Source organism: Streptomyces sp. NPDC001401 (assembly GCF_042895385.1).
Taxonomy (GTDB): Bacteria; Actinomycetota; Actinomycetes; order Streptomycetales; family Streptomycetaceae; genus Streptomyces.
In genome coordinates this window covers 345195-367009 of sequence record NZ_JBIAWI010000006.1, presented here as the reverse complement: position 1 = coordinate 367009, position 21815 = coordinate 345195, and the positions used below count along the sequence as shown (strand labels likewise).

Below are 21815 nucleotides of genomic sequence, written 5' to 3'. Positions count from 1 at the left end.
GAGTTTCCGCGTCCTCGAACACCCAGGAAAGCCCCAGGAAACGCTCGGAACGAGGAGATTACCGAGTCGGAACATGCCGATACGCACCCTTGTGCGAGGCGACGGGAGGGGCTTGGGTGGGACGAGTGCTGCCGTCCGGGCACCCGACGGGCCGGGGCGGTGGCACAGTCGAATCTCAGGAGGTTCCCGACATGTCAGATACGTCGAGCGCCGCTCCGGCGAGCGACTGTACGGAGCCCCGCACCGCCCTCACCCCACCCGAGGTGGAGGCACTGGTCCGGGGCATCTGTTTCAAGACCGGCCCACCCCGCAATGTCGGGGTCGAAGTGGAATGGCTCGTCCACGAGCTGCGCACACCGCAGCTCCCCGTCACACCCGAACGACTCGAAGCGGCCTACGCCGCACTGCGGACCGTGCCCCTGAGGTCGGCGCTCACCATTGAGCCCGGCGGCCAGCTGGAGCTGAGCTCGCCGCCCGCCACCTCCCTGATGGAGTGCATCGGTACCGTCTCCGCCGACCTCGACGCCGTCCGCTCGGCCCTCGCCGGGCACGATCTCGGCCTCGTCGGCATCGGCCACGACCCCTGGCATCCGCCGCGCCGGTTCCTGCACGAGCGGCGCTACGACGCCATGGAGACCTGCCTGGACCGCACCGGCCCGTCCGGCCGCCGCATGATGTGCACCTCGGCCTCGGTCCAGGTCTGCCTGGACGCGGGATACGAGGAACCCGGCCCGCTCGGCCACGGGCGGCGCTGGTGGCTGGCGCACCAGCTGGGCGCGGTCCTGGTGGCCGCCTTCGCCAACTCCCCGCTGGCCGGACGGGAGCCCACCGGCTGGCGCTCCACCCGGCAGCTGCTGTGGCTGGAGATAGGCCCCGGCCGGGCGGGCGCGCCCCCGCTGGACGGGGATCCGCGCCGGTCCTGGGCGCGGCACGTCCTGGACGCGCCGGTGATGTGCATACGAGAGGACAGCGGGCCCTGGGACGTTCCGGAGGGGCTGACCTTCCGGGAATGGACCAGCTCGGGGACACCGCGGCCGCCCACCCGCGAGGACCTCGACTACCACATCACGACGCTGTTCCCGCCGGTCAGACCGCGTGGCTTCCTCGAACTGCGCATGATCGACGCACAGCCCGGCGACGACGGGTGGATCGTCCCGCTGGCCGTGGCGACGGCGCTGTTCGACGACCCTCAGGCCGCCGAGACCGCGTACCGCACCGTGAAGCCCCTGGCCGAGCGGGCCCTCGGGCTTGCGGCGCCGCACAATCCGCTGTGGATCGACGCGGCCCGCAACGGCCTGGCCGATCCCGAGCTGCACGAGGCGGCCATCGCCTGCTTCGCGGCGGCGCTCGAGGCCCTGCCCCGGCTCGGGGCCACCATCCAGGTCACGGACGCGGTGGCGGCGTACCTGGACCGCTATGTCATGCAGGGCCGAACCCCGGCCGACGACCTGCTGGACCGGGTGCGCGGCACCGACCGACGCCCGCACGGGAAGGACATCCGCACATCATGACCGACCCCGCCATCGACGAATCGTCAATCGACGCAGAGACCCTGCGCGAGCGGGCCCTGACCACCCTGACCACCGCCCGCGCCCGCACCACGCTCCTGACCAGCTGTGTCGAAGAGCCCGACCTGACCGCGCAGCACTCGCCGCTGATGTCGCCGCTGGTGTGGGACCTGGCGCACATCGGCAACCAGGAGGAGCTGTGGCTGCTGCGGGCCGTCGCCGGCCGGGAGGCGATGCGCCCCGAGATCGACGGCCTCTACGACGCCTTCGAGCACCCGCGCTCCGAGCGGCCCTCGCTGCCGCTGCTGCCGCCCGCCGAGGCGCGCAGCTACGCGTCGGAGGTGCGCGGGCGGGTGATGGACGTCCTGGAGAACGCCGACTTCCACGGGACGAGACTCACGGAGGCGGGCTTCGCCTTCGGGATGATCGCGCAGCACGAACAGCAGCACGACGAGACGATGCTGATCACCCATCAGCTCCGCAAGGGCCCGCAGGCCCTGACCGCCCCGGACCCGGACCCGGTGCCGCTGTTCACCGGCCCGGCCGAAGTCCTGGTCCCCGGCGGCCCGTTCACCATGGGCACCTCCACCGAGCCGTGGGCGCTGGACAACGAGCGCCCCGCGCACCGGCGCGAGGTGGCGCCCTTCTACCTCGACACCACCCCCGTGACGAACGCCGCCTACCAGGCGTTCATCGACGACGGCGGCTACGACACCGAGCGCTGGTGGACGGCCGCCGGCTGGGCACACATCCGCGAGCACTCCATCCACGCCCCGCTGTTCTGGAAGCGCGACGGCAAGCAGTGGCTGCGGCGCCGCTTCGGCATCACCGAGGTGGTGCCGCCGGACGAGCCGGTTGTGCACGTGTGCTGGTACGAGGCCGACGCCTACGCCCGCTGGGCCGGGCGGCGGCTGCCCACCGAGGCCGAGTGGGAGAAGGCCGCCCGCCACGACCCGGCCACCGACCGCTCGATGCGCTACCCGTGGGGCGACGCGGACCCGGCGCCGGAGCACGCCAACCTCGGCCAGCGGCACCTGCGCCCGGCCCCGGCCGGCAGCTACCCGGAGGGCGAATCCCCGCTCGGCATACGGCAGTTGATGGGCGACGTGTGGGAGTGGACGTCCAGCGACCTCACGCCGTACCCGGGCTTCGAGGCCTTCCCGTACAAGGAGTACTCGGAGGTGTTCTTCGGGCCGGAGTACAAGGTGCTGCGCGGCGGTTCGTTCGCCGTGGACCCGGTGGCCTGCCGGGGGACGTTCCGCAACTGGGACTACCCGATCCGGCGGCAGATCTTCTCCGGGTTCCGCACCGCCCGCTCCGCGGGAGCCATCTGATGTGCCGTCATCTGGCGTATCTGGGCCCCGAGGAGCCGCTGGGCAGAGTCCTGGTTCAGCCCGCGCACGGCCTGTACCGCCAGTCGTGGGCGCCGCGACACCAGCGGTACGGGACGGTCAACGCCGATGGTTTCGGGGTGGGTTGGTACGCCGAGGGGGACCCGGTGCCGGCGCGCTACCGCCGGGCCGGGCCGATCTGGGCGGACCTGTCCTTCGCCGACCTGGCGCGCGTCGTGCGCTCGGGGGCCGTACTCGCCGCCGTACGGGATGCGACCCTCGCGGGTGCCGACGCGGAGGCCGCGGCGGCGCCGTTCGCGGCCGGGCCCTGGCTGTTCAGCCACAACGGTGCCGTGAAGGGGTGGCCGGGTTCGCTCGCTCCCCTCGTGGCGGGCCTGCCCGCCACCGACGTGCTGTCGCTGGAGGCCCGCAACGACTCGGCGCTCGTGTGGGCGCTGGTCCTGGCGCGGCTGCGCGGCGGTGACGACGAGGGGCAGGCGCTGGCCGAGACGGTGGTGGAGGTCGCCGAGGCGGCCCCCGGCTCCCGGCTCAACCTGCTGCTCACCAACGGCGAAACGATCACCGCGACGACCTGGGGCGACACCCTCTGGTACCTGTCCCAGCCCGGCCGCAGCACCGTCGTGGCCTCCGAGCCCTACGACGACGACCCGCACTGGCAGGAGGTCCCCGACCGCACACTGCTCGCTGCGAGCCGCACCGACGTCCTGCTGACCCCCCTCAAAGAGCCGAGCAACGCCACGCCACCCGCACCCGCACTGCCGAAGGAGCCCCGTACGTGAGTCCGTTCCTTCTCACCCGCACCCTGCCCGAGGACGCCACGGACGCCGCCCTGCGCGCCGACGTCCAGCAGGGCCTCACCGGCACACCCAAGACGCTGCCGCCGAAGTGGTTCTACGACGCCCACGGCAGCGAGCTGTTCGAGCAGATCACCGAGCTGCCCGAGTACTACCCGACGCGCGCCGAGCGGGAGATCCTCATCTCCCGCGCCGGCGAGATCGCGGCGGCGACGGGTGCCCGCACCCTGATCGAGCTGGGATCCGGCTCCTCGGACAAGACCCGCCACCTGCTCGACGCCCTGACCGGCCTGCACACCTACATCCCGGTCGACGTCAGCGAGAGCGCGCTCACCCAGGCCGGGCACGCGCTCGTCGCCGAGCGCCCCGGCCTCCAAGTGCACGCCCTGATCGCTGACTTCACCGCCTCGCTGACCCTGCCTCAGACGCCGGGCCCCCGCCTGATCGCCTTCCTCGGCGGCACCATCGGCAACCTGCTGCCGGCCGAACGGGCAGCGTTCTTCAAGGCGATCCGCACCCTGCTCTCCCCCGGCGACGCGCTGCTGCTCGGCACGGACCTGGTCAAGGAAGAGAAGGTGCTGGTCGAGGCCTACGACGACGCGGCCGGCGTGACGGCGGCCTTCAACAAGAACGTCCTGGCCGTCGTCAACCGCGAGTTGGGCGCCGACTTCGACCCCGGCGCCTACGACCACGTAGCCCTGTGGGACACCGACAACGAGTGGATCGAGATGCGCCTGCGCTCGCGCACCGCGCAGACCGTGAAGATCCCCGCACTCGACCTCGCCGTCGACTTCGACGAGGGCGAGGAGCTGCGCACCGAGGTGTCGGCGAAGTTCCGCAAGGAGGGCGTGCGCGGTGAACTGTCCGCGGCGGGGCTGGAGTTGGCCCACTGGTGGACGGACCGGGAAGGGCGGTTCGCGCTGTCGTTGAGCGTGGCGCGGTAGTCGCAGAGCACAGCACGGTTGGGGCAGGTGCCGGCTTCGGTACCTGCCCCGACTCATGGGAGCAGTGGTCCGGGTGGCCTGGAAAGCCTTCGAAACATTCGAGACATCCTTGCCTCCAATGATCCCTTCAGCCCAGCCCTCAGAAGATAGGTGCTGTACAGCGAGACGAATGTTTCGCGATCAACGCCGAAACTATTGACGCTTGACGGGGACAGGCCAACACTGCGCCCCATGGACATCACACCCGCACACCCCACGAGCCGCAGGACCGCCTGCGCCATGCTGCTGGGCGCCGTCTCGGCGCTCGCCCTGCCCGGCACCGCCCGCGCCGCCACGGTCATCACCACGAACCAGACCGGGACCAACAACGGCTTCTACTACTCGTTCTGGACCGACGCGCAGGGGACCGTCTCCATGACCCTGGGCTCAGGCGGCAACTACAGCACCAGCTGGAGGAACACCGGCAACTTCGTCGCCGGCAAGGGCTGGAGCACCGGCGCGCGCCGGAACGTGACCTACTCGGGCAGCTTCAACCCGTCCGGCAACGGCTACCTGTCCCTGTACGGATGGACGTCGAACCCGCTCGTCGAGTACTACATCGTCGACAACTGGGGCACCTACCGGCCCACGGGAACGTACAAGGGCACCGTGACCAGCGACGGCGGCACCTACGACATCTACCAGACGACGCGCTACAACGCCCCGTCCGTCGAGGGCACCAAGACCTTCAACCAGTACTGGAGCGTGCGGCAGTCGAAGCGGACCGGCGGCACCATCACCACCGGCAACCACTTCGACGCCTGGGCCCGCGCCGGGATGCCCCTCGGCAGCTTCAAGTACTACATGATCCTCGCGACCGAGGGCTATCAGAGCAGCGGCAGCTCCAACATCACGGTGTCGGCATGAGCACCGGACGAGGTCACCCGTTACGTCCCCTGACGACGGCCCTGGCCGCCGTCGCGCTGGCCGCCACGGGCACCCTCGCCCTCCACGCCGCCCCGGCACAGGCCGCCACCTGCAATGGCTACGTCGGACTCACCTTCGACGACGGCCCGTCCGGCAACACACCGGCCCTGCTGGGCGCACTGAAGCAGAACGGGCTGCGGGCCACCATGTTCAACGAGGGCCGGTACGCCGCCGCCTACCCGGCGCAGGTGAAGGCCCAGGTCGCCGCCGGCATGTGGGTCGGCAACCACAGCTACACCCACCCGCACCTGACCCAGCTCGGCCAGGCCCAGATCGACTCGGAGATCTCCCGGACCCAGCGGGCCATCGCGGCCGCGGGCGGCGGCACACCGAAGCTGTTCCGGCCGCCCTACGGCGAGACCAACTCGACGGTGAAGGCCGTGGAGGCCAAGTACGGTCTGACCGAGATCCTCTGGAACGTCGACTCGCAGGACTGGAACGGCGCCAGTACGGATGCGATCGTGGCCGCCGCCGGCCGCCTCACCAACGGCCAGGTCATCCTCATGCACGACTGGCCCGCCAACACGGTCGCCGCCATCCCCCGCATCGCGCAGGGCCTGACCGCCCGCAATCTGTGCGCGGGCATGATCTCCCCGCAGACCGGCCGCGCCGTGGCTCCGACGATGGCGTGACGGGAACCACCACCTGCACGGATACCGGACACCGGCCGCCGCCCCGATCAGGATGTGATGGAGTGGCGGCCTCCTATGGCCACCATCACGACCAGTACGACCACGAGAAGCGCGACGTAGGCGGCGGAGTGGACGCGGTCCGGCACCCGGGCGGTGACTCGCCTCGCCACGGCGATGGTGGGCAGCGAGCCGGCGAGCAGGGCGGCGCCCGCGGTGAGATCGACGTAGCCGAGCTGGCCCGTGCAGGCCGGTGCGGTGGGGGCGAGGGCGTAGACGAGTGTCGCGGCCACGGCGACGGGGACGCTGAGGGGGTTGGCCATGGCGGTGGCCTCGGCCATGGCCAGGCCCCTGCGGCGCAGCAGCGGGACCGTCATGACGCTGCCGCCCACACCCAGGCCGGCGGCCACCAGGCCGATGCCCATGCCGCCGAGGGTGGCCGTACCCCGGCCCAGGGACTTCGGACGCGTCCGGTGCGCCACGGAGAGGAAGCCCTTGCGCAGCAGACTGTCGGCGATCGTCACCAGCAGGTAGACGGCGAACAGCAGGCGCAGCGCCGTACCGCCGATCAGGGTGGCCGCGAAGGATCCGGCGGCGGCGCCGACGGCGATGAACGCCGCCAGCGGCCAGACGTACGCGCGGCGCAGCCGGCCCTGACGCCACTGGGCCAGCGCCGCGACCACGGCGTTCACGACCATGACCGCCGCCGAGGTCGCCACCGCGACATGCATGGCGTCCGCTGCCGAACACGCCGTGGCGCTCAGCACGCCGTAGACGACGGGGACGGTGATGAAGCCGCCGCCGAAGCCGAAGAGGACCGTCGTGAGGCCGGTCAGGCAGCCGAAGCACAGGAGAGTCAAGAGAGTGGAGAACGAGATCAGCACTGGTCAGACGCTAGAGATCGGGCGGCATGGCGGGCAATCGATGAATTGCCACCTTCCTACGCGCAGCAGACAGCGCGCGTGATCCCGCGTAACCTCGCGGGATGCGCAACATCCCGGTCGCGGAGGTCGACGACCTCGACCGTGCCGTGCTGGCGATCGGCACCGACTATCCCGAGAGCCACCTGCTGGTCTGGCATGAGCACCGCCGCGCTCAGGTCCTGTACGCGGCCACCGGCGTCATGCAGGTCGAGACGGACGACGGCAACTGGACCATTCCCACGGCCCGCGCAGTACTGATCCCGCCCATGACCAGGCATCAGGTCACGATGACGGGCGTCAGCACCCGCAGCCTCTACATCGAGCCCGCCGCCGTGCCGTGGTTTCCCACCCGCTGCCAGGCCGTCGACGTCTCCGCCCTGCTGCGGGAACTGATCCTGGCCGCCGTCGACATGGAGCCGTGCTACCCCGAGCACAGCCGCGACGCGGCACTCGCCGCCCTCGTCCTCCACGAGCTCAAGACCCTCACCCCGCTGCCGCTCGACCTGCCGCTGCCGTCCGATCCGCGGCTGCGCAGCCTGTGCGAGGCGTTCCTGCAGAAGCCGGACATCCACGACCCGCCCGCGCGTTGGTGTGCCGCCCTCAACATCAGCGAACGCACCCTCGCCCGTCTGTTCCGCAGCGGCACCGGCCTGAGCTTCTCGCAGTGGCGCGGGCGCGCCTGCATCCTGCACTCCCTGCAGCACCTCAGCGCGGGCATGCCCGTCACACGCATCGCGGCCCTGCTCGGCTATGACAACCCCGCCGCCTACACGGCCGCGTTCAAGAAGCTCCTCGGTCGGCCGCCGACGGCGCACAAGCCTCAACACACCCCATGAAAGACGCCGTTATGGCTGCGCCGAGTGAACGGTGGCCCGTAGGCGGAACGTAAAGAGAGTGCCGGGCCTGCGTCGAACGCGAGGCGATCCAGCAGCGATAGGACGATTTTGCCGAACACGGTTTCCCAGACATCCGAAGGCACACCGCGGAGATCCCTGACAGGCAACTGGCCTGTGGCCAGGCGTCTGAGGGCCGTTCTGTTGATCCCTGTGCTTGTCGCCCTCGTCCTCGGGGGCCTGCGGGTGAAGCACTCCGTGGACACTTGGCGGGCCGCCGACGATGCGGTCCGCGTGGCCGAGTTGGTCCAGGCGGCGAACAAGTACGCCAGCGACGCCATCAACGAGCGCGATGTGTCGGTCATCCCGCTGCTGAAGGGCGAACGGAATGCCGCCGCGGTCGTGCAGGCCCGCAGGACCACCGACGAGGATGCCGCGGCATTCGACAGAGCCGTCGACCGCATACCGCAGAACTCCGGCCTCCTGCGGCGGGTCGGGCTGGTACGCACCGGCGAGAAGCAGCTGCCGACGGTGCGCGCGAACGCGTTCACCTCACGCCTGTCCGGCGTACAGACGGAGGAGAGCTACCACCTCATCCAGCACCCCCTGATGGAGATCTCGAACGAGCTGGGCTTCGGCAGCAACAACCAGGCGAGCTTCGGCCGCACCCTCTACGCCATGTCCCTGACCCAGGCGGCCGAGTCCCTGATCCGTTCCATAGGCACCCATCTGCTGGCGGAGGACCGCGGCACCCTCGCCACGGGCGAACTGGAGACCCAGCTCGCCTCTTTCCGCTCGTACGCCTACCTCGAAAAGGTCGCGCTGCAGGAGTACGCGGGTGCCGGCACCGCCGACGACATGGCACGGCTGCGCAAGGCACTGGCAGCCGCGACCGCTCGGGGCGAACAGCAGCGCACCGAGGCGGCCGCCAAGGCCAAGGCGGCAGGGCAGACCTACGTCGCCCCGCCCGACCTGGACCGGATGATCAGCGAGATCGCCGCCGGGAAGACGACCGCGCAGCTCACCGCCGAGGGCATCACACCCGAGTCGTTCTTCGCCGCGTCCACGCTCGGCTTCGACGCCTACCGCAGCATCGAGGTCCACCTCACCGATACGGCCCTCGCGGGCGCCCGCGGCATAGCCGACGACGCCCGCCGTGACGCCGTCATCAACGCGGTGCTCGTCCTCGCGTCCGTGCTCGTCGCCTTCCTCCTCGCCTCCTGGGTGGCGCGCACGATGAGCCGCCGTATGCGCCGGCTGAGTGCCTCCGCCATCGAGATCGCCGGACAGCGGCTGCCGGCGCTGATCACCCGGCTCTCGAGGGCCGTACCCGGCCAGGTCGACTCCCGGGTCGCCCCCATCCCGATCACCAGCACGGACGAGATCGGCGAGGTCGCCCGCGCCTTCGACCACGTCCACCGCGAGGCCGTGCGGCTTGCCGCCGAACAGGCCCTGCTGCGCGGCAACATCAACACGATCTTCACCAACCTGTCGCGCCGCAGCCAGTCCCTGATCGAGCGTCAACTGGCCCTGATCACCGACCTGGAGGACCACGAGACCGATCCGGACCAGCTGGAGAACCTGTTCAAACTGGACCACCTCGCCACCCGTGTCCGCCGCAACGGCGAGAACCTCCTCGTACTCGGCGGCGAGAAACCCGCCCACCAGTGGGACCGGCCGCTCCCGCTGATCGACGTCATCCGCGCCGCCTCCTCCGAGGTGGAGCAGTACGAGCGCATCGCCTTCTCCGGCATACCGGAGGCCGAGATCCACGGCCGGGCCGTGACCGACCTCGTCCATCTGCTCGCCGAGCTGCTGGAGAACGCCACCTCGTTCTCCTCCCCGCACTCGGAGGTCCGCGTGACCGCCACCCACCTGCCCGACGGCCGCATCATGCTCGAGATCCACGACCGCGGCATCGGCCTGCCGGCGGAGGACTTCGCCGTGATCAACCGCAAGCTGGCCAATCCGCCGACCGTGGACGCCGACATCTCCCAGCACATGGGCCTGTTCGTGGTCGGCAGACTGGCCGGCCGGCACGGCATCCGCGTCCAGCTGCGCCCCTCGGGCGAGCAGTCCGGCACGACGTCGCTCGTCATGCTGCCGGACACGATCACCTATCGAACGGCCGACGGGGAACCCGACGCCGAAACCCTGGCACTGGCTGCCGTCAAGCAGGCCTCCACATCTCGGCGCAGCGTCTCCGCGGCATCCTTCGTCGCACATCATGCCCAGAACGGGTCGGACGGCTTGGACGGCTTGGACGGCTTGGACGGCTTGAACGGGTTCCAGGGATACGAGGCCTGGAACGACCGTAGGACAGACACCGCACCGCCCAGCCACGACGAGGACGCCCGCAGACCGCGGGCGAAAGGCGCCCGCTCCCGACGCCGTGCGCGACGCGCCCCCAGGAAGGACGACGGCCCGGACGTGTCGCGCTCCGCCCCGCCTTGGGGCACGGTGGAGTGACGCGTGACGCAGGTGTCACGGCGGAGAGGAGCACCCGCATGTCGAACCACACCTACCGGGTCACTGAGATCGTCGGCACCTCGCCCGACGGAGTCGACCAGGCCGTCCGCAACGGCATCACCCGCGCCTCGCAGACCCTGCACAACCTGGACTGGTTCGAGGTGACCCAGGTCAGGGGCCAGATCGAGGAGGGCCGGATCGCGCACTGGCAGGTCGGCCTGAAGGTCGGCTTCCGGCTGGACGAGTCGGGCTGACGGGGCAGGCTTCCCCTCGGCGCCCGCCGGGCCGGGCAGAGGGACGGGCCGGCCGACACCCGACCAGCCGGGCAGACGCGCCTGCCTCGGGACCGGTCTGAGGAGCCGGGCAGACGGGCGGCCTTCGGACCAGACCCCGATCAGCCGGACAGACAGGCCAACCTCAGAACCAGCGCCTGACCGGGCAGACGAGCCTGCCACCAGACCGGCGCAGACGAGCCAGGCAGACGGGCAGCCTTCGGACCAGACCCCAATCGGCCATGACGGCGAGTCGGCCTCCGGGCCAGCGCCCGGCGGCTGCCCACCGACGCGCGGGCCCACGCCCCGGTGTGCCGGCGTCCTGCTGACCGGCGGCGCACCCCGGCCGGAACCTACGGTCCCCGGCCGGACACCCCTCAGGTCCGGCCCTCCACCTCCTGTGCCGCCTCCAGTGCGGCGGACGGGGCCGTCCAGTGTGCCCGTACGACGGTGAAGCCGGCCCGTTCGGCGTCCTCGCACACCAGCTCGTCGTCGTCCACGAGCACGCGGACGTCCCGGGTGCGGGCCAGGCGGCGCAGGATCTCCAGCTTGGTGCGGCGGGCGGGCCTGCGGTCGTCGTTGCGCCGCATGTGGACCCGGCCGTCGGGCAGACCCTGCGCGGTGAGCCAGGCGAGCGTGTCGGGTCGGCAGCGCTCGGGCCGGCCGGTGAGATAGACGACCTCGCACTCCTTCGCGCTCTCCAGCACCAGCGCGATGCCCTCCGGGATCGGCGGGTCGTTCGGTGCGGCGGCGAAGAACGCGTCCCAGTCGCTCGGCTTGCGTTCCAGGAACCGCTGGCGGTGGGCCGTGTCGGCGAGGGTGTTGTCCAGGTCGAAGACGGCGATCGGGCGTTTGCTGCTGTCGGTCACGCGCCCACCCTAGACAGGTGCGCCAGGGGGCGCTCTGCAGGAAGTGGACGAGGACCGCGGTGAGTTCGGCGGGGGCGTCTTCCTGGACCAGATGGCCTGCGCACGCGATGGCTCGCCCGGGATGCGGGCGGCGAGTTCGTGTCCCTTCGCCGGGGGGATCGCCCTGGAGCCACCAAGGCCGCCGAGGAGACATCCTGTCCGGCAAACATGTGCGATCCGCTGACGTCGGCCGATCGTCGATTCCCCTCGGGCGGAACGGCCCCTGGGATAAGATCACGCGGCTGTTGGTCGTTGCGGTAGCCGTCATACCGAAGAGGGAGCCATGTGGCGAACGCTGACCGGCGCGGTGGCCGGTCTGCTGGTGCTGTTCGTCGGCAGTCTGGCCTTCAACGCGGCGTCCGGGCAGAGCCGTTGGCCGGGGCCGCTCGACTTTGTGCGGGTCCACCCGTGGGTGGTGCTCCTCCTCCTGATACCCGTGTCGTTGATCGGGCTGTGGCAGGCGCCGCGCCGCGACCGTGCGCGGGAACCGCTCGCGCCCGCGGCGTACCGGCTGCCGCCGCGCAACACCAACTTCACCGGCCGTGACGCCACCCTGCGGGAGCTGCGGCAGCACCTCACCTCGGTGAGCAACGACGCGATGCTGGTCGTGCACGGGCTGGGTGGCGTCGGCAAGACCCAGTTGGCGGTCGAGTACGCCTACCGCTACCTGTCGAAGTACCGGTTCGTGGCGTTCGTGGACGCCGAGGACCCCGATCTGGTGGCGTCGCAGTTCGTGTCGCTGGCCGGGGAGCTGGGGCTGGTGGAGGCGAGTTCCGGCCAGGTCATCCCACGGGTATACGGCAAGTTGGTGGACCGCAGGCCCTGGCTGATCATCTTCGACAACGGGGAGAAGCCGGGCGCGCTCACGCCCGCGCTGCCGTCGGGTGATCTGGCGGGCAACGGCCATGTCATCGTCACCACCAGGGTGAGCGGCTGGTCGAGCAGAGCCGGCGTCATCGACCTGGACGTGTTCACCAGGCGGGAGTCGGTGGAGCTGCTGACCCGGCGGGTGCCCGGCATGACCGAGGCGGTGGCGGATGAGATCGCCGAGCAACTGGGGGACCTGCCGCTGGCGTTGGAGCAGGCGGCCGGGTACATGGGCTACAACCACACGGCGCCCGAGGCGTATTTGACTCTGTTGACGTCGCGGCTGGACGACATGATCGCGCGGGGTGAGCTGGCCGACCGGCCCGCGGTGGTGGTCGCGACCCTGTGGCAGCTCAGTGTGCGAAGGCTGGCAACGGACCAGCCCCAGGCGGTGCGGCTGCTGGAGCTGTGTGCGCTCCTGGCGCCGGAGCCGATCCCGCTGGGCCTGTTCACCGGCAGCCCCGAAATCGTGAACGTGGGCGCCGCCGACCCGCTGGCGTGGGACACGACGGTCGGCGCCCTGGCGGGTCTGGGCCTCGCCAGGCGCGGGAACGCGTCCCTGGTGGTGCACCGGCTGGTGCAGGCAGCCGTCCGGGCCGCGATGCCGCACGAGGCGCACACCGACGCCCGGGTCCGGCTGTGTCGGGCGCTGGTCGCGGCCGTGCCCCACGACATCCACGGTGACCCGGACGCGCGGCCGCGGTGGCAGGAGCTGCTCCCGCACGTCATTGCGGTGACCAAGGACGAACCCCCGGCCGAGTGCGCCGCGGAGACGGCGGTGCTGCTGAGGCTGGCGTCGACGTTCCTCGTCCAGATCGGGGACTACGCGGTGGCGCTGCCCCTGTGTGAACGTGCCCTCGCGATCGACGAGTCGCTCGAGGGCCGGGACGCGGAGGCCGGCTTCGACCTGATCACACTGGCGCAGATCCACCGCGACCTCGACGCGCTGGAGAGGTCACGCACCCTGGCGGAACGCGCACTGCGGCTGCACGAGTCCTGCCTGCCGGCGGACAGTCCCGCCATCGCGACGGACCTGGCCACACTTGCGCGGACACTGTGCCTTCTCGGCGAACACCGCGCGGCGCTGCCACTGGCCGAGCGGGCGCTGCAGATCGACGAGGCGGCGCACGGGCCGGACGACCCGTACGTGAGCTTCGACCTGATCGCACTGGCGAACGTCCACGTCGACCTCGGCGACCAGGCCACGGCCCTGCCGCTGATCTCCCGGGCGCTGGAGATCCGTGAGGCCATCTACGCGCCGGACCACCTGTACATCGGCTACGTCCTCGTGTTCAAGGCCCAGGTCCTGCACACGTTGAACGACCCGGCCGCAGCGGATTTCGCACGCCGCGGCGCGCAGATCCTGCAGACCCGACTGGGCAGGACCCACCCCAAGACCGAGGACGCATTCGCTCTGGTCGACCGGCTGCGTTGACGACGCCGTCCGAGCGACCGGCGCGTTGGTCTCGAACAGCGGCGTGACCTGGGCCGATCCGAGGTCGTTGATCCGGCTATGAAGAAGATCAGCGCGCTCGCGGCCCTCACCATGACGGGACTCGCGCTCGCGACCCCCGCCCACGCCGACAACGACAACCCCGGCCCCCGCGTCTACAGCAGCCACCACAGCCCGTTTTCCTCCGCTCTCTGCAGGGAAGCGCTCGCACTCGTCCCCGTGTTCGCACCCGTGTCCGACCAGGCCCTGGAGGACGCCTGCAACAATCGCGAGCACGCCGACGAGCAACGCAGCTAGTCCAGTAGTCCAAGCACTCCGGCTGCGCATCCCGCCGACAGTGAACGTACGCAGGCCGTTCGCCGTCGGCGGGCAACCTCCCCGCCGGCGGCGACCACTTCCGTACGACAAGACAGTCAGGCGGAGGCGGGAGGCCCCATGCGCAGCAATGCGGCGATCTGGACGGCAGCAGTCGTGAGCGCGGCACTCATGACGGCATTAGGGACCGCGGACGTGGCGGCGGCCGCCCCGAAGAGCCTGGTCGTGGCCACGAACGGGGACGACTCCGCGCCCGGCACGCTCGCCCGGCCCCTCAAGACCATCCAGAAGGCGGTGGACCTGGCGGCACCCGGCGACGTCATCGCCGTCCGCGGCGGCACCTACGCCCTGACCGACAACATCACCATCGCCACCTCGGGCACGGCGTCCCAGCCCATCACGCTCAGCGCCTACCAGGGCGAACGCGTCGTGGTCGACGGTGAGCAACTGCCCGCCAGCCACACCCCCGTCGGGGGCAGCATCCCGCGGGCCGAGCGCGGGACGATCCATCAGGAGGCCTCGTACTGGCACATCTCCGGCCTGGAGATCGTCAACGGTCCGTACGGCATCTACTGCGACGGCTGCAACGGCAACGTCTTCTCCCGCCTGTCCACGCACGACAACTACGAGTCCGGCTTCCAGCTCCAGGGCGCCTCCAGCAACAACCAGATCCTGAACCTGGACAGTTACCTCAACCGCGATCCGCGCAAGAACGGCGAGAGCGCCGACGGCCTCGCCATCAAGGAGGGCAGCGGCACCGGCAACGTCGTGCGCGGCGCCCGCCTGTGGAACAACGTCGACGACGGCTTCGACGCCTGGAAGTTCACCTCGCCGATCCTCATCGCGAACTCGGTGGCGTACGGCAACGGTTTCAACCGCTGGAACTTCCCCGACTTCGCGGGCGACGGCAACGGCTTCAAGCTCGGCGGCGGCACCCCGGCACCGGCAGTGGGACACACGGTCCGGAACAGCGTGGCCTTCAAGAACGCGGCGCACGGCTTCACCGACAACGGCAACACCGGCGCCCTCGCCCTGACCCGTGACTCCGCCTACGCCAACGCCGGCACCGGCTTCGACGCCGACGTCTCCGGCGGGACCGCCACCCTCACCGCCGACCTGTCGGTCGCCGACGGAAAGGCGGCCGCCCTCGGCTCGAAGACGGTCTCCAAGGGCAACTCGTGGGATCTGGGCGGCACTTGGAACGCCTCCTCGGTGCTGAGCACGGACCCGACGCCGCTCACGGGCCCGCGCGCGGCCGACGGTTCGCTGCCCTCGGCACCGTCGTTCCTGGTGCCGCGCAACGGGGCGAACATCGGGGCGCGGTTCTGACCCGGTGGTGTGAGGAACAGAGGGCATGGATCATGCTTCTCCCATGTCATCCCGGTTCCCCGCCCCTCGTACGACTCTGATCGGCGCGGCCCAGCAGCGCCCCTGCACGCTCGTCGTGTGCCGGGGATGCTGCTGCGGCGATCCGCGCAAGCACCCCGGCACCGACCACGTGTGGCAGCTGGAGCGGCTGCGCGCCGCGGCGGCCGAGTCCGGCTTCCAGGTCCGTACGACCGACTGCCTGGGCCCCTGTGACCAGGCGAACGTCATCGTCGTCCAGCCGTCGGCCGCGGGGCGCCGGGCGGGTGGCCGGGCCACCTGGGTCGGCTTCGCGATGGACGACGACTGCACCGAGGAGGTCATCGACTGGGCGGCGGCGGGCGGTCCGGGCATCGCCGAACCGCCCGTGACGCTGGAGCTGCAGTTCATCCAGCCACCGCGGGACGCACGCGTGCGCAGCCGCCGCTGACTCGACCCTCAATTGTTAATGGGATCCATTTTCATGTAGCGTCCTCGGTGCTTGCCCACCGAGGAGGTTTCCCATGGCTGTCCCCAAGCGGAAGATGTCCCGCAGCAACACCCGCCACCGCCGCGCCCAGTGGAAGGCGACCACCCCGCAGCTCGTACCGCTCACCATCGACGGCGTCACCCACCTCGTGCCGCAGCACCTGGTCAAGGCCTACGAGCGCGGGCTGCTGCGCCCCGAAGGCTGAGCCCGCGATGCCGTACGACATGCCGTTCGCCCGCCTGCCCGTCACCGTCCTGTCCGGCTTTCTCGGGGCGGGCAAGACCACGCTGCTCAACCACGTCCTCGCGAACCGCGAGGGCCTGCGGGTGGCCGTCATCGTCAACGACATGAGCGAGGTCAACATCGACGCCGCGCTGGTGCGCGGCGGTGAGGCCGCGCTCTCGCGGACCGAGGAACGCCTCGTCGAGATGACGAACGGCTGCATCTGCTGCACCCTGCGCGACGACTTGTTGGAGGAGGTCGACCGGCTGGCCCGCGAGGGCCGCTTCGACCACCTCCTGATCGAGTCGTCCGGTATCTCCGAGCCGATGCCGGTCGCGGCCACCTTCGCGTTCGCCCGCGACGACGGCGCGACTCTCGGCGATGTCGCCGAGCTGGACACCATGGTCACGGTCGTGGACGCGGCGAACTTCCTGCCGGAGCTGGAGGGCGGCGACGAACTCGCCGAGCGCGGCCTCGCCCCCTACGAGGACGACGAGCGCACCGTCAGCGATCTCCTCGTCGACCAGGTCGAGTTCGCGGACGTCATCGTCCTCAACAAGCTGGACCTGGTGGACTCCCGCACCGCCGACCGGCTGCGGGCGGCGCTCGCCCGCCTCAACCCCCTCGCCCGCATCGTCCCGGCCACCCATGCGCGCGTGGACCTCCAACAGGTCCTCGGCACCCGCCTGTTCGACCTCGAACGCGCACAGCAGGCGCCGGGCTGGGTACGCGAGCTCAACGGCGACCATGTGCCGGAGACGGAGGAGTACGGCATCTCGTCGACGGTCTTCCGCTCCGAACTGCCCTTCCATCCCGGCCGGTTGTGGACCTTCGTGACCGAGGACCTGGACAGCGGCGCATTCGGCCGGGTCCTGCGCTCGAAGGGCTTCTTCAACCTGGCCGGCCGCTCCCAGGTGACGGGCCTGTGGTCGCAGGCCGGTTCCGTGGCCCGCTTCGAGCCGTCGGCCGCGCGTGATCCCGAGGCGCCGTATGCGCAGGAACTGGTGCTGATCGGCGTCCAGTTGAACGCGGACAGGATTCAAGCCGCCCTGGCGGACTGCCTCATGAGGCCCGGCGAACGCCTCCCTGACGTCGACCCGTTCCCCGCCTGGGACACGTACGGCATCGACGACATCTGCGAGCACGAGCACCAAATCCGCCATGTCCCAACTCCTGCTGAAATCCTGGACATGGTCCGCACATCTGAGGATCCTCGAATCCGAGCGGTGTGACAGCGCGGCACGCCACCGTCGGCGCGGCCGCGACCGCGACGGGGGTGAGGGCGGTGGACCCACACGCGGCTGCCGGCCCGGAGACGAAGTCCCGGGTGGACCTGGTTCTGGAAGGCGGAGGGGTCAAGGGGATCGCCTTCGTCGGGGCGCTGCAGAAGCTCTGCGCGCAGCACACCGTACGGCGGGTGGCGGGGACCTCGGCGGGCGCCGTGGCCGGGGCGCTGCTGGCGGCCGGCTATACGGTGCCCGAGCTCGAAGAGACCCTCAGGGGCATGCCGTTCGCGTCCTTCGAGGACGGCTGGGCACGCCACTTCGGCAAGCCCGGGGCGGCGCTGGCCTTCCTGCTGCACAACGGCGTCTTCAAGGGCGACGCGCTGCACGCCTGGATCGAGAAGCGCCTGGCCCGCAAGAACGTCGTGACCTTCAAGGACCTGCGGCACGAGGAGCCGGGTGACGATCCGCGCACGCCGCCCTACCGCCTGGTCGTCACGGTCAGCGACATCAGCCGGGGCCGGGAGCTGCATCTGCCCTGGGACTGTGAGCAGTTGTGCGGTCTGGATCCGGACAGGATGAAGGTGGCGGACGCGGTACGGGCGTCCGCATCCATCCCGTTCTTCTTCCGGCCCGTGCCCCTCAAGTGCGGACCCGAGCAGGGCTCCGAACGCCTCGTGCTGGTCGACGGCGGGATGCTGTCCAACTTCCCCGTGGCCCTCTTCGACCGCCGCGACGGACGCCCGCCCCGCTGGCCCACCTGGGGGCTCAAACTGTCCATGCGGACCACGCCCGCGCAGGACTGGCGCCCCGCCGGCAATCCGGTGACGCTGGTCCAGCGGCTGATCTCGACGATGACCGACGCGCACGACCGGCTCCACATCAATGACCCGTCCGTGCAGGAACGCACCGTCTTCATCGACACCGGACGCGTGCGCTCCACCGACTTCCTCCTCACCCGCGAGCAGGCCGACTACCTCCTGGCCCAGGGACAGAAGGCGGCCGGCACGTTCCTGTCCACGTGGGACTTCCCGCGGTGGCTGGACCGCTGGCACCCGCGGCCCGACACGGCCGCCGCGGCCGGCTGACGGCACCCGGCGACGGAGGAACCATGAGCCCTCGCGCCCGCCCGCACAGACCGCTGCGCGCGCCGACTCGCCGTACCGGCAAGCCGGTTGCGGGAAAACTGTCCGCGCTTCGCGTCCGCCCCGTCCGGCCCCGGTCGTACCCCTATCCGCCGGCCGATCGGCCCAACACCTGGCTGCACCGCGCCCAGGCCCGCCTGTGCGTGCTGCGGGTGGAACTGGACGCCACCTACCTCCCGCCGGACCTGCCCACCCGCGACGGGGTGCGGTACGCGGAGCTGCAGAACGGGGCCGGATGCCTCCTCGACACGGCGCAGAGCCTGATCAAGAAGGCAGGCGAGCGCCGGTCGTGGCGGTGGCGGCTGCGCAGCTGGTGGTCCGGGTATGCCTACGAGGGCACGTTGGCCTGTCTGCACGCCGCCGACGTCGCCATCCTCACCATGTCGCGGCCCCGCCGGGCCTGGCAGCGCCTCGACACGATCCTGGTCACCGCTCGTCCCCTGCGCCGAGGCGACCCGCGGCTCGCCCGGGTCAAGGCGCTGAAGTCCAAGCAGAATCCCGACGACGTGTGTCTGCCGTGGGCCCTGGCCGCGCTGCTGCAGGCCGCCTACGCCCTCCAGGAGGAGCGCGCGGTGCGCAGTCGCAATTTCCGCAACCGGCTCATCCGGGCGGGCCTGGTCCTCTGCCTCCTCCTGGCCGCCGCCGTCTGCGCGCCCCTGTGGGTCGACGGCGCCGTCCCCGTCTGCGAAACGGGCCGCAACTGCCCGGACTCCCTCGCGCCCGGCGTGAGCGAGGTCGCCGTGGTCATGCTGCTCGGTGTGCTCGGCGCCGCCCTGCACGTGGCGGCGCGCCTCCAGCAGATGGGCGGCAGCTGGAACCCTTACGGGCTGCCGCTGTTCCAGGAGCTCATCAAGCTGCCCACCGGCGCCCTGACCGCGGTGACCGGGCTGGTGCTGGTGGACACCGCCGCCCTGCCCGTCATCCAGGCACCCGGTTCGTGGCGTGGCGTCATGGCCTACGCCGTCGTGTTCGGGGTGGCCCAGCTGGCGCTGACCCGCAGCATCGACCAGCGCGCCGAGAAGCTCCTGGCGGCCGAGCCCGCCCCGGACGAGGTGAAGCAGCTGGAGAAGGCACCGGAGGATCACCAGGACGTCATGTGACCGAAGGCAACCGACAGTGACCGTATGCGACCGGTAGGGCTCCGGGGGGTGGGAATGCCGTGGCCCGTCACGCGTTGAACTGCGTGTGAGTTCCCTGATCGCCGCCACCCGCTTCTCCGTCCTCGACCGCTCCCGCACCCGCGAGGGCCACCCCCACGCGGAGGCGCTGCGCGACACCGTGCGGCTGGCACAGGAGCTGGAGGGGCTCGGCTATCACCGCTTCTGGGTGTCCGAGCATCACGGGGTGCCGGGCGTGGCCGGTTCCGCGCCGACGGTGCTGGCCGCCGCCGTCGCGGCTGCGACGAGCACGATCCGGGTCGGCACGGGCGGTGTGATGCTGCCCAACCATCAACCCCTGGTCGTGGCCGAGCAGTTCGGGGTGCTGGAGTCCCTCTTCCCCGGGCGGATCGACATGGGGCTGGGGCGGTCGGTCGGCTTCACGGGCGGGGTGCGCAAGGCGCTGGGGCGGGACAAGGGCGACGCCGAGGACTTCGGGGCGCAGCTGGAGGAGCTGCTCGGCTGGTTCCGCGGGACGTCCGCGACGGGTGTGCATGCGCGCCCCGCGGAGGGCCTGACCGTGCCGCCGTTCGTGCTGGCCATGGGCGAGGGCGCCGCGGTCGCTGCCCTCGCGGGCCTGCCGATGGTCATCGGCGACCTCCGCGGCCGCGAGAAGATGCAGCGCGGCATCGACCACTACCGCGCTCACTTCCGGCCCTCCCCGTGGGCGAGCGAACCGTACGTCGTCATCTCCGGCACCATCGCGGTGGCCGGCACGCCCGACCAGGCGCGGCGCCTGCTGGTCCCGGAGGCCTGGTCGATGGCGTACTCCCGCACACACGGCACCTTCCCGCCGCTGCCGCCCGCCGAGCGCGTCTCGGCCCTGGCGATGACCGCGAAGGAGCGCGGATTCTACGAGTCCGGGCTCGCCGGCCACCTCGCGGGCACCGAGGAGCAGGTCGGGCACGAGCTGGAGACGGTGCTGAAGGAGACGGGCGCGCAGGAGGTGCTGGTCACCACCAGTACGTACGACCGGGAGGCGCTCCTGGACTCGTACCGGCGGCTCGCCCGTATCACCTCCCGGTGGTGATCACCATCCGGAAGCGGGCGGTGCCCGGGTTACGAGATGGCCCGGAGCCGGCCGCGCGGCCGGCTGCGGAGTTGGTCGACGGCCTGGGCCGTCTGTTCGTCCGCGGGCAGGAAGACCACCAACTGCTGGGCGTCCGACGGGAGTTCGAGCATCTCGCGGACCAGCCGAAGTTCGCACCCGGACGGGTGGTTGAGTCGGAGGGCGCCACGCTGCGGAACCACGTGACGGTGCAGGCGGCGTGTGAAGTCGGGGCCGGCGACGGGGGCGAGTTCGGCGGTGAACCACTCGGAGCTCCCGGCGGTGGGTCCGAGCCACAGGTCGAAGGCCTGCTGGTCGGCGATGTCGTCCCAGTCGGCGAAGAACGTCCGGGCGCGGGGGTCGGTGAAGACGTAGCGGGTGAGGTTCGGGGCGTCCGCGTCGAGCAGTCCGGTGCCGCTCACCACCGACTCGTAGGTGATGGTGTGGGCGAGGACGTCGCCCAGCCGGTTGGTGACCATGGCGATGCCCGGCTCGAGGAGGCGGAGTGTCTGCAGGACCGACGGCCGGACCTCGCGGCGCGGTGGTGCGGGCTGGGTGTGAACGGAGCACTCGCCGCCGGTGATCTTCGCGAGGTAGCGCAGGTGGTTGCGCTCCGCGGGGTCGAGGCTGAGCGCGTCGGCGAGGGCGTTCACCACCGCCACCGACGGGTTGCGGTCACGGCCCTGTTCCATGCGGGTGAGGTATTCGACGCTGATGCCGGCCCGCGCGGCGAGATCCAGCCGCCGCAGCCCCGGTGAGCGGCGGCGGCCGTGCTTCGGCAGCCCCAGCGATTCGGGCTGGATGCTGTCGCGCTTGGCCCGGATGAAGTCCCCCAACGGCGTGCCCATAGCGGGAGCATAAGACGCTGCCCGCCGATCGCGGAGGGCTCAGCGTGGCCCTGCGGGGGCCAGCCTGAGCACGGTCTGGTTGGCGCCATGGTGCGGCGTGATCGT

Annotated in this window: 21 protein-coding genes; 18 read left to right on the top strand and 3 right to left on the bottom strand. The window is 71.0% G+C overall.

The features are described 5' to 3' along the window. The first annotated feature begins 191 nt into the window (after positions 1 to 191). The 6 genes from egtA (at position 192) to ACFY10_RS22870 (ending at position 6196) form a co-directional block, all read left to right on the top strand. Positions 192 to 1511 carry an ergothioneine biosynthesis glutamate--cysteine ligase EgtA gene (gene egtA, locus ACFY10_RS22895; RefSeq protein ID WP_390667011.1) on the top strand — a complete coding sequence of 440 codons (1320 nt, stop codon included), beginning with the start codon at positions 192 to 194 and terminating at the stop codon, positions 1509 to 1511. Further along, positions 1508 to 2842 (top strand): ergothioneine biosynthesis protein EgtB, encoded by a 1335-nt coding sequence (gene egtB / locus ACFY10_RS22890; protein WP_390667010.1) that lies wholly within the window; start codon positions 1508 to 1510, stop codon positions 2840 to 2842. The genes egtA and egtB overlap by 4 nt, the downstream gene beginning before the upstream one ends. Then, positions 2842 to 3639, top strand: coding sequence for an ergothioneine biosynthesis protein EgtC (egtC, locus tag ACFY10_RS22885; RefSeq protein WP_390667009.1), 798 nt, complete (start codon positions 2842 to 2844; stop codon positions 3637 to 3639). Before egtB ends, egtC begins: the two co-directional genes overlap by 1 nt. Continuing rightward, the gene (gene egtD, locus ACFY10_RS22880) at positions 3636 to 4598 is read left to right on the top strand and encodes an L-histidine N(alpha)-methyltransferase (RefSeq protein WP_390667008.1); all 963 of its coding nucleotides are present in this window, start codon (positions 3636 to 3638) and stop codon (positions 4596 to 4598) included. The genes egtC and egtD overlap by 4 nt, the downstream gene beginning before the upstream one ends. A gap of 231 nt (positions 4599 to 4829) precedes the next feature. Beyond that, positions 4830 to 5504: a glycoside hydrolase family 11 protein gene (locus ACFY10_RS22875; protein WP_390667007.1), complete on the top strand. Its 675-nt coding sequence runs from the start codon at positions 4830 to 4832 to the stop codon at positions 5502 to 5504. Beyond that, positions 5501 to 6196 (top strand): polysaccharide deacetylase family protein, encoded by a 696-nt coding sequence (locus ACFY10_RS22870; RefSeq protein WP_390667006.1) that lies wholly within the window; start codon positions 5501 to 5503, stop codon positions 6194 to 6196. Before ACFY10_RS22875 ends, ACFY10_RS22870 begins: the two co-directional genes overlap by 4 nt. Positions 6197 to 6243: 47 nt before the next feature. On the opposite strand, the gene ACFY10_RS22865 is transcribed toward ACFY10_RS22870, so the two are convergent. Beyond that, complete coding sequence (locus tag ACFY10_RS22865) at positions 6244 to 7077, bottom strand: sulfite exporter TauE/SafE family protein (RefSeq protein WP_390667005.1); 834 nt, start codon at positions 7075 to 7077, stop codon at positions 6244 to 6246. Positions 7078 to 7178: 101 nt separating this feature from the next. Here ACFY10_RS22865 and ACFY10_RS22860 point away from each other — a divergent pair, with 101 nt between their 5' ends. From ACFY10_RS22860 to ACFY10_RS22850, 3 genes are all read left to right on the top strand, one after another. Then, positions 7179 to 7952, top strand: a complete 774-nt coding sequence (locus tag ACFY10_RS22860) for an AraC family transcriptional regulator (protein ID WP_390667004.1) — start codon at positions 7179 to 7181, stop codon at positions 7950 to 7952. Positions 7953 to 8126: 174 nt separating this feature from the next. Then, positions 8127 to 10418, top strand: a complete 2292-nt coding sequence (locus tag ACFY10_RS22855) for a nitrate- and nitrite sensing domain-containing protein (RefSeq protein WP_390667003.1) — start codon at positions 8127 to 8129, stop codon at positions 10416 to 10418. Positions 10419 to 10456: 38 nt separating this feature from the next. After that, positions 10457 to 10672: a dodecin gene (locus tag ACFY10_RS22850; protein ID WP_390667002.1), complete on the top strand. Its 216-nt coding sequence runs from the start codon at positions 10457 to 10459 to the stop codon at positions 10670 to 10672. 395 nt (positions 10673 to 11067) lie between these two features. On the opposite strand, the gene ACFY10_RS22845 is transcribed toward ACFY10_RS22850, so the two are convergent. Continuing rightward, positions 11068 to 11559: a hypothetical protein gene (locus ACFY10_RS22845; protein ID WP_390667001.1), complete on the bottom strand. Its 492-nt coding sequence runs from the start codon at positions 11557 to 11559 to the stop codon at positions 11068 to 11070. Positions 11560 to 11881: 322 nt separating this feature from the next. Between ACFY10_RS22845 and fxsT the strand changes: the two genes are divergently transcribed. From fxsT to ACFY10_RS22800, 9 genes are all read left to right on the top strand, one after another. Continuing rightward, a complete protein-coding gene (gene fxsT, locus ACFY10_RS22840; RefSeq protein ID WP_390667000.1) occupies positions 11882 to 13900 on the top strand; it encodes an FxSxx-COOH system tetratricopeptide repeat protein in 2019 nt (672 codons plus the stop codon). A 78-nt stretch (positions 13901 to 13978) separates the two neighbouring features. Then, the gene (locus ACFY10_RS22835; protein WP_390666999.1) at positions 13979 to 14215 is read left to right on the top strand and encodes a hypothetical protein; all 237 of its coding nucleotides are present in this window, start codon (positions 13979 to 13981) and stop codon (positions 14213 to 14215) included. A gap of 138 nt (positions 14216 to 14353) precedes the next feature. Continuing rightward, positions 14354 to 15562: a right-handed parallel beta-helix repeat-containing protein gene (locus ACFY10_RS22830; RefSeq protein WP_390666998.1), complete on the top strand. Its 1209-nt coding sequence runs from the start codon at positions 14354 to 14356 to the stop codon at positions 15560 to 15562. 43 nt (positions 15563 to 15605) lie between these two features. Then, positions 15606 to 16028 carry a (2Fe-2S) ferredoxin domain-containing protein gene (locus tag ACFY10_RS22825; RefSeq protein WP_390666997.1) on the top strand — a complete coding sequence of 141 codons (423 nt, stop codon included), beginning with the start codon at positions 15606 to 15608 and terminating at the stop codon, positions 16026 to 16028. Positions 16029 to 16101: 73 nt separating this feature from the next. Beyond that, a complete protein-coding gene (gene rpmF / locus ACFY10_RS22820) occupies positions 16102 to 16272 on the top strand; it encodes a 50S ribosomal protein L32 (protein WP_390666996.1) in 171 nt (56 codons plus the stop codon). 19 nt (positions 16273 to 16291) lie between these two features. Further along, positions 16292 to 17521: a GTP-binding protein gene (locus tag ACFY10_RS22815; RefSeq protein WP_390667116.1), complete on the top strand. Its 1230-nt coding sequence runs from the start codon at positions 16292 to 16294 to the stop codon at positions 17519 to 17521. Further along, on the top strand, positions 17518 to 18600 hold the full coding sequence (locus ACFY10_RS22810) for a patatin-like phospholipase family protein (RefSeq protein WP_390666995.1): 1083 nt from the start codon (positions 17518 to 17520) through the stop codon (positions 18598 to 18600). Before ACFY10_RS22815 ends, ACFY10_RS22810 begins: the two co-directional genes overlap by 4 nt. 23 nt (positions 18601 to 18623) lie before the next feature. Then, on the top strand, positions 18624 to 19757 hold the full coding sequence (locus ACFY10_RS22805; protein WP_390666994.1) for a hypothetical protein: 1134 nt from the start codon (positions 18624 to 18626) through the stop codon (positions 19755 to 19757). An 85-nt stretch (positions 19758 to 19842) separates the two neighbouring features. Continuing rightward, a complete protein-coding gene (locus tag ACFY10_RS22800; protein ID WP_390666993.1) occupies positions 19843 to 20844 on the top strand; it encodes an MsnO8 family LLM class oxidoreductase in 1002 nt (333 codons plus the stop codon). A 29-nt stretch (positions 20845 to 20873) separates the two neighbouring features. On the opposite strand, the gene ACFY10_RS22795 is transcribed toward ACFY10_RS22800, so the two are convergent. After that, positions 20874 to 21710: a helix-turn-helix domain-containing protein gene (locus ACFY10_RS22795; RefSeq protein WP_390666992.1), complete on the bottom strand. Its 837-nt coding sequence runs from the start codon at positions 21708 to 21710 to the stop codon at positions 20874 to 20876. Positions 21711 to 21815: the final 105 nt, after the last annotated feature.

Excerpts from the sequence above, each read along its gene's own strand:
- egtB (WP_390667010.1), top strand. The coding sequence starts at position 1,508 with ATGACCGACCCCGCCATCGACGAATCGTCAATCGACGCAGAGACCCTG.
- ACFY10_RS22870 (WP_390667006.1), top strand. The coding sequence starts at position 5,501 with ATGAGCACCGGACGAGGTCACCCGTTACGTCCCCTGACGACGGCCCTG.
- ACFY10_RS22805 (WP_390666994.1), top strand. The coding sequence starts at position 18,624 with ATGAGCCCTCGCGCCCGCCCGCACAGACCGCTGCGCGCGCCGACTCGC.
- egtC (WP_390667009.1), top strand. The coding sequence starts at position 2,842 with ATGTGCCGTCATCTGGCGTATCTGGGCCCCGAGGAGCCGCTGGGCAGA.
- egtA (WP_390667011.1), top strand. The coding sequence starts at position 192 with ATGTCAGATACGTCGAGCGCCGCTCCGGCGAGCGACTGTACGGAGCCC.
- ACFY10_RS22815 (WP_390667116.1), top strand. The coding sequence starts at position 16,292 with ATGCCGTTCGCCCGCCTGCCCGTCACCGTCCTGTCCGGCTTTCTCGGG.
- ACFY10_RS22830 (WP_390666998.1), top strand. The coding sequence starts at position 14,354 with ATGCGCAGCAATGCGGCGATCTGGACGGCAGCAGTCGTGAGCGCGGCA.
- ACFY10_RS22835 (WP_390666999.1), top strand. The coding sequence starts at position 13,979 with ATGAAGAAGATCAGCGCGCTCGCGGCCCTCACCATGACGGGACTCGCG.
- ACFY10_RS22795 (WP_390666992.1), bottom strand. The coding sequence starts at position 21,710 with ATGGGCACGCCGTTGGGGGACTTCATCCGGGCCAAGCGCGACAGCATC.
- fxsT (WP_390667000.1), top strand. The coding sequence starts at position 11,882 with ATGTGGCGAACGCTGACCGGCGCGGTGGCCGGTCTGCTGGTGCTGTTC.
- ACFY10_RS22860 (WP_390667004.1), top strand. The coding sequence starts at position 7,179 with ATGCGCAACATCCCGGTCGCGGAGGTCGACGACCTCGACCGTGCCGTG.
- ACFY10_RS22850 (WP_390667002.1), top strand. The coding sequence starts at position 10,457 with ATGTCGAACCACACCTACCGGGTCACTGAGATCGTCGGCACCTCGCCC.
- rpmF (WP_390666996.1), top strand. The coding sequence starts at position 16,102 with ATGGCTGTCCCCAAGCGGAAGATGTCCCGCAGCAACACCCGCCACCGC.
- ACFY10_RS22875 (WP_390667007.1), top strand. The coding sequence starts at position 4,830 with ATGGACATCACACCCGCACACCCCACGAGCCGCAGGACCGCCTGCGCC.
- ACFY10_RS22825 (WP_390666997.1), top strand. The coding sequence starts at position 15,606 with ATGTCATCCCGGTTCCCCGCCCCTCGTACGACTCTGATCGGCGCGGCC.